The sequence below is a fragment of the Chryseobacterium viscerum genome (assembly GCF_025949665.1).
Lineage (GTDB): Bacteria > Bacteroidota > Bacteroidia > Flavobacteriales > Weeksellaceae > Chryseobacterium > Chryseobacterium viscerum_A.
On record NZ_JAPDFT010000007.1, the window covers coordinates 76,201 to 88,857 of the forward strand.

11 protein-coding genes are annotated in these 12,657 nt (G+C 36.5%); 3 read left to right on the forward strand and 8 right to left on the reverse strand.

Translation table 11 applies throughout. The features are described from left to right. Window positions 1-84 precede the first annotated feature (84 nt). The gene (locus OL225_RS21730) at window positions 85-1,497 is read left to right on the forward strand and encodes a phosphatase PAP2 family protein (RefSeq protein ID WP_264519573.1); all 1,413 of its coding nucleotides are present in this window, start codon (window positions 85-87) and stop codon (window positions 1,495-1,497) included. A 36-nt stretch (window positions 1,498-1,533) separates the two neighbouring features. On the opposite strand, the gene OL225_RS21735 is transcribed toward OL225_RS21730, so the two are convergent. The 3 genes from OL225_RS21735 to OL225_RS21745 all read right to left on the reverse strand — a co-directional run bounded on the left by OL225_RS21735 (window position 1,534) and on the right by OL225_RS21745 (window position 6,885). Further along, window positions 1,534-3,399, reverse strand: coding sequence for a M1 family metallopeptidase (locus tag OL225_RS21735; RefSeq protein ID WP_264519574.1), 1,866 nt, complete (start codon window positions 3,397-3,399; stop codon window positions 1,534-1,536). A gap of 106 nt (window positions 3,400-3,505) precedes the next feature. Next, window positions 3,506-5,875, reverse strand: a complete 2,370-nt coding sequence (locus OL225_RS21740) for an outer membrane beta-barrel family protein (RefSeq protein WP_264519575.1) — start codon at window positions 5,873-5,875, stop codon at window positions 3,506-3,508. A gap of 176 nt (window positions 5,876-6,051) precedes the next feature. After that, complete coding sequence (locus OL225_RS21745; protein ID WP_264519576.1) at window positions 6,052-6,885, reverse strand: GLPGLI family protein; 834 nt, start codon at window positions 6,883-6,885, stop codon at window positions 6,052-6,054. Window positions 6,886-7,003: 118 nt separating this feature from the next. Between OL225_RS21745 and OL225_RS21750 the strand changes: the two genes are divergently transcribed. Together OL225_RS21750 and OL225_RS21755 are read left to right on the forward strand one after the other, a co-directional pair. After that, window positions 7,004-8,326, forward strand: coding sequence for a sensor histidine kinase (locus OL225_RS21750; protein WP_047373965.1), 1,323 nt, complete (start codon window positions 7,004-7,006; stop codon window positions 8,324-8,326). Next, window positions 8,316-9,002: a response regulator transcription factor gene (locus OL225_RS21755; RefSeq protein ID WP_264519577.1), complete on the forward strand. Its 687-nt coding sequence runs from the start codon at window positions 8,316-8,318 to the stop codon at window positions 9,000-9,002. Before OL225_RS21750 ends, OL225_RS21755 begins: the two co-directional genes overlap by 11 nt. 5 nt (window positions 9,003-9,007) lie before the next feature. Here OL225_RS21755 and OL225_RS21760 read toward each other — a convergent pair whose 3' ends face one another. The 5 genes from OL225_RS21760 to OL225_RS21780 all read right to left on the reverse strand — a co-directional run bounded on the left by OL225_RS21760 (window position 9,008) and on the right by OL225_RS21780 (window position 12,653). Then, window positions 9,008-9,835: an endonuclease/exonuclease/phosphatase family protein gene (locus OL225_RS21760; protein WP_264519578.1), complete on the reverse strand. Its 828-nt coding sequence runs from the start codon at window positions 9,833-9,835 to the stop codon at window positions 9,008-9,010. Between the two features lie 66 nt (window positions 9,836-9,901). Continuing rightward, a complete protein-coding gene (locus OL225_RS21765) occupies window positions 9,902-10,105 on the reverse strand; it encodes a hypothetical protein (RefSeq protein ID WP_264519579.1) in 204 nt (67 codons plus the stop codon). Then, window positions 10,102-11,364, reverse strand: coding sequence for a S8 family peptidase (locus tag OL225_RS21770; RefSeq protein ID WP_264519580.1), 1,263 nt, complete (start codon window positions 11,362-11,364; stop codon window positions 10,102-10,104). Before OL225_RS21770 ends, OL225_RS21765 begins: the two co-directional genes overlap by 4 nt. 12 nt (window positions 11,365-11,376) lie before the next feature. Beyond that, complete coding sequence (locus OL225_RS21775) at window positions 11,377-11,955, reverse strand: hypothetical protein (RefSeq protein WP_264519581.1); 579 nt, start codon at window positions 11,953-11,955, stop codon at window positions 11,377-11,379. Beyond that, a complete protein-coding gene (locus OL225_RS21780) occupies window positions 11,955-12,653 on the reverse strand; it encodes a hypothetical protein (protein WP_264519582.1) in 699 nt (232 codons plus the stop codon). The genes OL225_RS21775 and OL225_RS21780 overlap by 1 nt, the downstream gene beginning before the upstream one ends. Window positions 12,654-12,657 lie beyond the last annotated feature (4 nt).

Genomic DNA, 12,657 nt, shown 5'->3' on the forward strand with positions numbered 1-12,657 from the left:
TAAAAACATTAAAATAGTCTATCTCAATTTTTGGGATAGATTTTTTTAATATTTTTACCTGACTTAAATTTCAGCACCACTACGATGAAAAAATTAGCATTAGCATCAGGAATACTATTGCATTTATACTGTATTAAAGCTCAGGATACCATCAAAACTAAAACACAGGATACCATCCAAGCCAGGAATCTGATGGAGGATATCACACTTATCAATTCTTCCGGCTGTGTATTTCAGAATAAAACTCCTTTTTTCAAAAAAGAATGGGTGAAAAAATCAGTAGCTCCGGCCCTTCTTTTTACGGCTGCTGCTGCAACATGGGGAGAGAAAGAGAATATCCGAGAGGTAAGAAACCGATATCTTCCCAATTTTAAATTCAAATTTGATGATTATCTTCAGTATGCTCCGGCTGCAACTGTTTACGGATTAAAACTAGCAGGTGTAAAGGGCCGGAATAATATTGGAAGAGCAACCTTATCTTATGGTACAAGTTTAGCCATCATGGCTATTTTAGTCAATTCTATTAAATATACAGCAAAAGTTGAACGCCCGGATGGATCCAAAAACAATTCATTTCCATCAGGACATGCTGCAATGGCTTTTACCAATGCAAGTTTCCTACACAAAGAATATGGTATGGTAAACCCAGCCTATAGTATTGCAGGATATGGTTCCGCTGCCATTACCGGACTTGGCCGAAATTTAAATAACAGACACTGGGTTCCGGATATTCTTGCAGGGGCTGGTATCGGAATTATATCAACAGAACTGGGGTATTTTTTTATTGATAAAATTTATAAAAATAAAGGAGACAATTTAAGTATCCTATCAAGAATACAAGGAAATGATTATCCGTCTTTTCTTGCCCTGAAGATGGGCACCGCACTAGGTACAACCAATTTCCTGAGGGAATCTGAACTGGATGACAAAAAACAAATCGGTTTTGAAGGCGGACTGGAGGGAGCTTATTTCTTTTCAAAAAAATGGGGTGTGGGTGCAGATGTAGCCTTCAGCAGCTTTCCTATTAAATCTCAAAGAATAACCTTTGATGACGGACAGGATTTTGGGGACCATGAAATTAAAACACAATCTATGGGCTTTCTGGCTGCAGGTATTGGCCCATATTTTTCTCATGAATTCTCAGATAAATGGCAGCTTACTTTAAAGCTCACCGGAGGGTATGCCGCTACTGCCAGTGGAAAAGTATTTGTAAAAGGAAATGATATTGATGCTCCTAATCACGAACTGCAGATCGCCCGATATAAACCCAAACCTGCCTTCCGCTGGAATACAGGAGCTGCAATGACCTACAAATTCAATCCGGGATTGGGTCTTACTTTCTATACAGATTATAATCAGATCAATTCCACGATCCGGTATTACTTCAGCGGTGAGATCAAAGAAAGTGCTGAGCTGGATCAGGAACTTAACAACCTGATTGCTAAAGAAAAAATCAATTATATTACATTAGGTTTGAGATTAACCGCCTATTTTTAAAAATACAAAAGCCTTCAGAATCTGAAGGCTTTTACTTTATAAGTTTTTCTGGTTATTTTCCGGAGTATAATCCATAAACAGATCTCCATCCAGCTTTACAGATTTTACTTTCTTCTTAATAGGAATAACAAGATCAGTAAGTTTCTGATCTTTTTCCCAAACGGAAGGAGAGAAATGCAGTTTTTCTGTAGTCCCGTCTTCATATGACAATAGAGCATCAAACGGAATTGCAAAACCACCTACATTGGCTACATTTACTGTAAGCATATCATTAATCTGTGATGCACCTGTTACTTTTAAATCAATATAATTATTGGTATAAAACCAGTTTTGGAAGAACCAGTTCAGATTTTTCCCTGACCCGGTGTTCATAGAGTTAAAATAATCCCATGGAACCGGATGCTTTCCATTCCAGTTATCCATATAATGATGCAATGCTTTTTTGAACAGTTCGTCTCCTAAATAATCTTTCAAGGCCAGGTAAGACAGAGAGGCTTTTACATAAGAATTGTTTCCATATCCGGCACCGCTCACCTGTGTACTCATCGTAATCACTGGCTGGTCCTGTTCGGCTGAAGGATCATTGATCCATTTTTTAACACGGAAGTTTTTATAAAATTCTTTAGCTGCTGCTTCTCCGTTTTCATCAATTCCTATAAGATATTCCAGGGTGGTAGCCCAGCCTTCATCCATAAATGCATATCTCGTCTCATTGATTCCCATATAAAAAGGGAAATAAGTGTGAGCAATTTCATGATCTGCTGTCAGCCTTGCATCCTGAAGATCATCAGGAATACTGGTATCATTGATCATCATTGGATATTCCATATCTGCATATCCTTGAATAGCGGTCATTACGTTGTAAGGATATTCTACTCCAGGCCAGTTTTTAGAAAACCAATCAAGGTTATAACGCATCCAGTCTACATAGTGTTCAAAGTCTTTCGCACCATTTTTATATCCTGCCTGAACGCTTGCTCTTTTTGATTTTAGCTGAACACTTGCTGCATCCCACACATAATGGCTGCTCATTGCAAAACAGAAATCGGTGATGTGGCTGGCTTTAAATTTCCATACATTCCATTTATTGGGTTTGGTCACTTTTCCCGACTTCATTTCCTGCTCAGTAGCAATCTTCATTACTTTATCACTTTTTAATGAAGCTTTATATCTTTTTAAATACTCAGGCTGAAGTACTGCTTCCGGGTTCAGGAAATCTCCTGTTGCCCAAACTACAAAATTCTTTGGCGCGGTGATGGCAAAGCTATAGTCATTGAAGTCGTTATAAAACTCCTGTCTGTCTGAGTGTGGAAGCATATCCCATCCGTTGTAATCATCATATACAGAAATTCTTGGAAAAGAATAAGCTACATAGAATGTCTCAGGGTCTATCTGCCCTTCCCTCCCACTTTGTACTGAAAGTGGATATTCCCATTCAATTTTTACTTCAGCTTTTGATTTAGGCTTTAAAGCTGTTTTTAATTTCACTTTTTCAACAGTACTCCAATCATCACTGTTGATATCATATTTTGCTCCGTTTACAATGAAAGATTTAATTTTAAGTCCTGAAGACAGAAAATCTTTAGACACAAATCCTGATCTTGGTGACTGCGGTTTATGAAGGTTATTCACAAAACGTATAGCCAGTTCATTCAGATTATCCGGACTATTGTTCGTATAGACAATGGTTTCTTTTCCGGTAACCATTTTTGTATTGGCATCCACCTTCACATCCACATTATACGCTCCCTTATTCTGCCAATAGTTTTTACCTGGCGCTCCGGAGATATCGCGGGTTCCATTTTCATACGCTTTTTTGATATTCCTCGGCATATATAGTTCCTGTGCAGACAATTGTAATAAGGAAACGACCATCAGCATTCCGGAAAAAATTTTCTTCATAATGACCTTTTTAAAAATAGGTATCAAAAATAACGAAAATGTGACACCAGAAGATCATTTCTTTTGTAATAATATTTTATAGCAATGACTTTTCTATCATATTATTCTACAGCCTGTCCTGTTCGGCAGTTTTCTTTATTGTTTTTGCATTTTTCACAGACTGATTTCCGAAGTTGAATTTCAATGAAAACGAAATGCCTTGAGCATCCGTATAATCGAGAAAATAATTATCCTGATTCGCGTATTTTGTACTGACTTTCTGACCTGTTGTTCTGAAAATATCAGTGAATATAAGACTTGCTTCCAGTTTTTTATTAAAGAACTTTCTGTTCATTACAAAATATGCCGACCAGACAGCAGAAATCCTGAAAGTCCCTTGTATTCCGGGAGAATAGTATCGGTGTCCCACTTCCATTTTCCAATCATTATTTTTATTCAGGGTAAAACTGGTTGAGATATTGGATACCCAGTTCCAGACTTTATTTTTATATAGCATTCCGTCTGTTCCTTTGAAAAAATTTTCGTTGTGTTCAAGGTTTTCAGACATGATGATATTCCACCATGGTTTGACCTGAAAATTTTTATACAGGCTTAATCCGAAAGCTTCTCCTTTTTCAATATTGGTAAAATAATAGATGAGACTATTGGTGCTTGGTTCCTGATATGAAATTTCCATAGACGGATATATTTCTTTCCGGTAATATAGATCCAGATTCCAGTCTTTCCAGGAATAGGTAAGATTGAGATTATGAGTAATTGTTGCTTTTAATTTTGGATCTCCCTGATAATATGAAAACAGATTGTAGTAAGATTTCGCAGGATTCAACCATGAATAGGAAGGCCTGCTGATCCTTTTCCCATAAGAGAAACCGAATTCCTGTTTATTTTCTGTGGTATATTGTGCATAAAAAGTGGGGAAAAATTTCCAATAATTGCTTTTATTCAATTCATAAGGTTCAGAGACTACACCTTCAAGATCTGTCATTTCTGCACGAAGCCCTCCTTTGAAGTTCCATTTTCCAATATTATAGGCTAATGAAGAATACAGGGCAAAATTATGTTCTTTATAATCAAAAACACTGCTCTTTTCTGGTCTGTACTGTAATATTCCATTCTCGTTGTCAGAAAAATCAAGTGTACTGCTTGTCTTTACAAAACTATATTTTGCTCCGGATTCCAGCTCCAGTTTATCATTTTTCCATTGATAATCGAATTGAGTGGAATATAGCTGAACATCCGCTTTATTCTTTGTAAGAAAATTATCTTCTTTTGGAGGCTGGCCTGCAAAGTTCAGATCGGTGATTACATTCTGAAATTTATCGGCATTGTTTCCGGTAAAATAGTTAATCCATGAAAGATTGCTTTTCTTATTCAGCTTCCGATCTATCTGAAAACTTACAGAATTATTAATGGAGCGTGAGCGGTGGTCGTTGATTGTGGTATAATCAGATTCTACAAGATCCTGATTATTATAGATCAGTGTAGGGACATTGTAGGTTCCGAAGGATTTTGGAGAAAAATACCCTGAGTAGTTGAGGCTTGCATTGGTCAAACTGTCCAATTCATATTCCACATTAAAATTCAGGGTATTCTGGTTATTGTTTTTATCCTTCCTGTTCATCGTACTGACCCATCGGGTTTGGCTTTCCGGGTAGTTCACATAGTCTGTTCCTTCCCGGTAGTACGTCCCCAGCCCTCTATAATAGCTTCCCATAATGGAAAGTTTATCTTTTTTATAATATTGGGAAAGACCAAAAACGCCTTTCACATATTGTGTCTGTGTATATTTGGATGAGAGAATTCCGCGGTAACCTTCAATTTTATTCTTTTTCAGAACGATATTCAGTACTGCACTTCCTGAAGCTTCATATTTCGCAGGTGGATTGGTAATCACTTCTACTGACTTCACTTCATCTCCCTGTGTATTTTCCAGAAGATTTTTCAGTTCATCTCCTGTCAGCATTACCTTTTTATCATTAATAGTCACCAAAATTCCGGTACTTCCTTTTACTCCGAGTACATCATTATTTATTGTGACACTGGGTGTATTTTTTAGAATTTCCCAGGCATTGAGGGATGAAATATTGCTGTTTTCAACATTAAATTCCAGGCGGTCTACTTTTCTTTTCACCAAAGGCTTACGCTTGGTCATTACAACGCCTTCTATTTCCTGGGGTTCTTTTTTAAGAACAATATTCAGGGGCTCAGGTTCTTTCAGATCAATCTTTTTCTCAAATAAAGAGTATCCCTGATTTTTAATTACCAGTTTTACATCCTGTTCTGCTATGTTCTCCAGTACAAACTTCCCGTTTTCGTCTGTTTTTAATTCTTTGATTAATGCATTCTGAGCATTATACACTTCTACCTTTATTGATGAAAGTTTTTCATTCTCGATATTCACCACTGTACCTCCAGTTTTTTGTTTCTGGGCAAGAATCAAGGCTGAAAAACACAGAAAAAAAAGAATTTTATACATGGCTATTTTTTTATCCTCTCAAACAAAATCACTGTTCTGTTTTATGGGGACAAAATTCTGTATTGAAAAGGAGAATTTCGGTTAATAGACGGTTAATGATGGGTTAATGTCTTTTTCTTTAAAATAATAAACCCTGAACTCGCAAATTCAGGGTTTAAAATCAATAGAGTCTGTTTCTATGGATAAGGAATTGCTTTATCCAGTTCTATCGGATTATAATATTTTTTGATGTCTATCTGTGTTTGTTTGGTCAAACCTGCGAACTCCTCTTTACTTTTGATTTGCTGCCCATTAATGCGTACATTCCAGTCCGGCTGAAATTCGGTTCTCATTCTGGCATAAGGATCATTATAAAACTCCAGATTCAGTTTCACCCATTTCTTAAAGTCAATGGCAATAGGAGCCAATGAATAATGCTTTTCGAGAAAGCCTGTTGTATCATATGTTTTGGAGAGATTACTATTTCGCGAGAAAGAATATATAAAATCTTTCTTATCATCCTCCACATACAGAACCAATCCCGGAAGTCCTCTAAATTTATATGGTCCTTCAGGAATGTTGATATCCGGAGTAAACCAGGCAGTCCAGTTTCTTCCTCCAAACATGGCAGTTGCTTTTTGCAATTTATAATTGTTGATCTTTTTAGTATCAGCCTCTATTTTCCATTGAATATTATTCTCCGTTTCAAAAACATAATAATACGGCATCATCATAATCTGAACAAAGTTTTTATTTATATTGGAATTTCTTTTTCGGATAATAGTCTGTCCGGACTGGCTGGTATGCTGAGAAGAAATTCCTCCATGAAGAATATTCAGAGAATCGCTCGTTAAAAATTCAAATTCATAAAACTTTACTTCCTCCGGATTGATATCCAGCACCATTTCTTCTTTATCATATCCTGTACCGTTAGGTTCTATTCTGTATTGAAGTTCATATATAAAACGATGTGTTTGAGCATTGATGAACATCCCAAATAACAGAACAAGAAGAATGAATATCTTTTTCATTAATTAATAGTTTTTTATTTTCTAAAATTACCAAAAAACACACTAATCATCAGGTTAATAAAAGGTTAATGATAAAAATATTATTTCAGTAAAATGGTAAAGCTTTATCTTTGTTTCAATGATAGCCAAGAGTAAAATTCTGATTTCGGTTTTTGCCGCTCTGTTCCTGCTTTTACTGGGAATACAGATCTACTTTATGTATAAGACCTATCAGGTAAAAGAAAGGGATATCTACAGATCCGTGAATGACGGGCTTACCCATTTTACAGACAGTCTTGAAGACATCCAGGAGGTGAAAGAAAGAAATGATGACTCTCTCCAGAACATCATTATAAGGTATCATAATAAGGAGATCAACAAAAGGGATTTTCTCACTTATTTTATAGAAAACAGAAAATCTGCCAGAGAAAGACTGATTCATTATATCAACAGCCGCTACCAGAAAGACGGTTATGAGATTTCTGCCAGAATCCGGTACTTGTCTATTGTTCATCTTCCAGACAGCACAAAAGTAATTACAGAACCAATTGTTATTTTTGAGACACAGGATAAGCTTAAAAATCCCCGTATTGCAAGTAATGGAAGTTGGGAAACCTCAACATCTAAAAGAGATGATTCGGATGAAGGGCAGGTTGAAAAAAGAAATACTTTTCTCGTTAAAACCCAAACAGATTTTGAGATCAGAAATATCAAGAGTATTGTTTTCAAAGAGCTTACGTTATTGATTATTTGCTGTGTGATTCTTCTTTCGGGAGTTCTTCTGCTTTATATTTTCACAATTAGAAATCTGATCCGGCAGCAAAAGCAGGTGGAAGTTCTCCACACCATTGTGGATAACATTTCACATGAGTTTAAAACTCCGATCGCTACTTTAAAAATAGCTTCAAAAGCATTAAAAAAAGAATGGAATCCGGAAACGCTTCCTCTTATCGAAAGGCAGATTTCCAGGCTTGAAAGCTTGATGTACCAACTTCATAAAGATGAAATACCGGATGAAATGACAGCCATACAACCTGAAGACTGGAACTTTTTCATTCAGGATCTTGCTGTTACTTATTCCGATACTGATTTTAACCTTACAAATTCAGTCTCACACCAGCTTCCTTTTGATAAAAACCTGATGGAAACAGTCATTAAAAATCTTTGTGAGAACAGTGTAAAGTATGGAGCTTCTGCTGTGAAAATAAATATCTGCAACAGTTCTCAACACTTAGAAATCGAAGTTTATGACAATGGTCAGGGTATGGAAACGAAAGAACTTAATCATATTTTCGAAAAATTCTACAGAATACAGAACAACAATATTCACAATAGCAAAGGGCTTGGACTGGGGCTTTATTTTGTGAAGAAAATCGTTGCCAATTATGGTGGCAAAATAGACGTATCCAGCCAGCTTAATACAGGTAGTACTTTTAAAATATCAATTCCTTATGAAAACTAAAATCCTTCTGGCAGAAGACGATCCGGATTTCGGAATGATTCTTAAGCATTATCTTGAATTGGAAGATTTTGAAGTCAGCTGGTTTCAGAATCCTGAAGACATAGTACCATTGCTTCAGGCTGATTTTCCTTTTCAGATAGGAATACTGGATGTGATGATGCCTAATTTAGATGGTTTTTCACTGGCGAAAATGATCATCAAAGAAAGAAGTAATTTTCCATTGTTATTTTTAACAGCCAAAAATCAAAAAATTGACCGATTGACCGGGTTGAAAATAGGTGCCGACGATTATATTGCGAAACCCTGCGATCCTGAAGAACTTGTTCTGCGAATTAAAAATATTCTGAAGAGAACACTTCCCGCCGTTACAGAAAGTCTAATAAAAATCGGAGCGTTTTCGTTGGATACCACTAAACTTCTGTTGTCACATCCTAACGGAAACAACCGGCTGACCATACGGGAACAGGAGCTCCTACTGTATCTTCTGAAATACAACCGATCTATCATTACAAGGGATAACATTCTGGATAATCTTTGGGAAACCAATGATTATTTTACCGGAAGAAGTCTTGATGTGTTCATCAGCAGGCTTCGTAAATATTTCAACAGTGATCCTCAAATAAAAATCCAATCCCTGAGAGGAATTGGATTTGAAGTCGATTTTCCAACCAACTGATTTTTTTATAGGGAAAGATTCACAATCACTGGAAAATGGTCTGATGGATACAAAAGATTTTCTCTTCTGTCATTAATGTGTCGGTGAGATCTTATTTTAAAGCCTTGCGTAAAAATATAATCGATTCTGTCTTTCGGAACTTCATTGACGTTGAAGCCTGTAAACGTTCCTACAGGACCGTAATGTTTGGTTTCGGAATGGTAGAACGTATCTTTCATATTCTGGGAAAGAATTTTAATAGGTTCAGAATCATCTGTCAGGTTAAAGTCTCCGCTCAGCGCTACCGGAAGATTCTTTGGATTCAGTTCTTTGATCTTTTTCAGAATCAGTTCAGAAGATTTTACTCTTGCTACATTTCCTACATGATCGAAATGAAGGTTCATTGCCAGAAATTCCTTCTTCGATTTTTTATCTTTAAATACCGCATAAGTACAGATTCTGTTTAGTGCAGCATCCCAGCCCTTTGAAGGTTTTTCCGGAGTTTCAGATAACCAGAACGTTCCTGATTTTACCACTTCAAGTTTATTGGTATCGTAAAAAATGGCAGAAAATTCGCCTTTTTCTTTGCCGTCATCTCTTCCTACTCCTATATAGTCATAGTTTTTTAATCCTGTTTTAATATCTTTCATCTGTTCCGGAAGTGCTTCCTGTACTCCGAAATAATCAGGATGATAATAGGTCAATAGATCAGCAACGTCCTGCTTTCTTTTTGGCCATGCATTGTCTTTATCTGACTCTACATTCAGTCTAATATTGAAACTCATTACGGTAAGGTCCTGTGAAAATCCTAATGCAAAAAACATCAGAAACACCATTGAAAATCTGAAATTCATATGTTATTTTATCAGTAAGAGACAAAAATAAAACTTCTCTGTGACAGAAAAGCTTTATTGATGTGATTATATTGTTAAATTATCTTTTTCTTCTTCTATGGATATAAAATACTCCTGAAGTTCAGCTTCCGAAACCGGCTGCGGGCTTTCAAGCTTTACAACTCCTATGGTTTTGTAGTGAGAGACCAGTTTTATGCCTTTACTTTTGAGAAGCGATTCAAGCTTTTTAAAATTTATATCTTTCTTTAAAACTGCGAGATAAGTGATCATAAGTATACCTGTATTAAACCGTTACCAATATCTCTGTATTTTATGCCTTCAATAGGCCTTGCCTTCTTTTCAATCAGTTCCCAGATCTCTTTTGCTGATTTGTCGGGAAACTGTTCCATATACAAAGCAGCAAGCCCGGAAACATGCGGTGCTGCCATGCTTGTACCACTCATACTGTAATACAGGTTAGATTTGTTCTTTGCATTTTTTGGGTAAGCACTGATAATATCCACTCCGGGAGCACAGACATTGATATTTCCTCCTGTAGACGGATTGATTCCTGCGTTTGAAAATCTGGCTATCTTCATTTGACTGTCAATAGCTCCTACCGCCATAATTGATTTTGAATTGGCCGGCATTGAAACGGGTTGTGGAATCTGCGGCCTGTTGCTGTCATTTCCCGCAGCTGCTATAATAAGACAGTTGTTTTCCAGTGCTCTTTCTCCAATGGTTTCAAAAAGGACGGAAGGCTGATCATCAAGTTTCACCGGAGATGCCAGTGAAAGAGATAATATTCTGAATTTTTTCGTGATCGCCCAGTCTATCGCATCAATCACGCTGCTGGTAGTTCCTCTTCCGTTATCCGCGAGTACTTTTGCAATCTTCAGATTACAATCTCTGGCAATTCCATAGCGTTTTCCGTTATCACTTCTGATATTTCCTGTAGCCACTCCCGCGCAGTGCGTACCATGTCCGTTGGGATCCCGGTTCCAGTCTTCACCGTCTATGAAAGATTTGCCTTCAATTTCTTCAGAGGAAAAATCAGGATGGGAAGTTTCAAGCCCTGTATCCAGAATGCAAATATCAATACCTTTTCCTGTATAGTTGGTTTTTTCCAGCCCAATAGCTTGTAATCCCCATTCCAATTCAACGAATGATTTTTGAGGTAAAGGCTTACTGGTGATATATTGTTCAAGTTCTGAAATTTTTTCTGCGAGTCCGGCAGATTGCTTTTTAAGTTCTTTGATCAGCTGTAATTCATCTGCAGGGAAAAATTCTCTTTCTTTTTCGTAATAAACAATAGAGTTAGATTCATTTTTCACGGCACTTTTCAATTGATCTTCATCCATATTGTCCACCACAAGAATGCCCAGATTTTTGTAAAGCACACCGTTGTCCTGATCAATAATTTCATAGGAACGGTTTTCTTTGGAGAGCAGTTCTGAAGAAGTAATATTCACTTCCAGCTCTTTCTCTATTTTTTTGAGTGCATTTTTCTGCTGATCCTGCAGCAAAACAATATATCTTCCGGTTTCCATAATGATCTTTTTTTAAATTAATTTCAGAAATACTTTTTCCAGAATAAGGAAAATATCTTCTGGAATAATGGTCAGTCTGAGCTTTTTATTAATTCCTGACATGGCTGTATTCTGCTCAACCAGTGAAGTCCAAAAACGTTCAATTTTAGGAACAGAATTCATGTCTTTCAGCTTTTCATCATCCAGAATACCATTCTGATATAATGAGACAATGATTCCTGAAATAAGTTCTTCCGCATCGTCAAGCTTTTTATTTTCCTTAGTATATATTTCCATCAGAATATCATACATACTTTCCATGCCATTGAATGAAAATCCTCCGAGAAGTTCTCGTCTTCCTGTTATTATTTTCTCCATTTTAATAGGATTAAAACCTCTTTTAACGGTGGAAATCATATTCATAATCTTTAAAACTTCAGATTCGTGGCTGGTGTTTCCTTTGGTACGGAAATATTCCAGAACTTCATTGAGAAATACATCAAGCCGGGCATCAAAATCAAATGATTTGGACAGGTACAAAGCCTGAACTTCATTGAAATGCTCCAGCAGTTCTTTGATTTTCTGTACCGTAAAGTGAATAAGTTCCTGCATTACTCAAAAGTTATCTGTTCTATTTCATTACCGTCTTTATCTTTGTATGACACAATCCTGATTCCTTCTTCCTCCATTTCCACATGAAGGTTGATGAATAGTTTGTCTTTATCTTCTGCTGCACTTGTGTTGGGATCAATATAAATGCTGTTCAGTTTGGCATTAACCAATGTATATTTATTCAGCAGAACCTTTGAAAAGATTTCTTTCAGCTCATCGGTTTCTTCTTCTGTAGTTCCATCCTGAGGTCTAAAGATTCCGGAATTAAGAACCTGAACTTTCTTTCTGAGATCTAGTTTAAGCACTTCATTGGCAGGAAGCTTACCGAATTTCTGATCATTTTTTTCCAGTGTACTGAACAACGTTTTGAACTCTTCGGTCTGGAGTTGTCTTTTACTGATTTCAGGAATATTCAGTCTTTTTTCTTTATTTACCAGACGGATTCTCTCATTTATTTCAGTCACAAACTGATCCTGATTCAGTTTAAAATTATATTTGGTGTCTGAATCTATATCCGTAATCTTGATCGGAATGTCCATCTTTACACTGGGCAGCGCATATCGTGGAACCTTGAAATATTTAAGGTATTCATGACGGGCATATTCTTTGGCAATAAGAACTGCATTTTCGTCTGCTTTTTTACGAGCCTGAATTATCTCGTTGTTGAGATAATCCAGGTAATCTGATAGTTTTATCATCTTT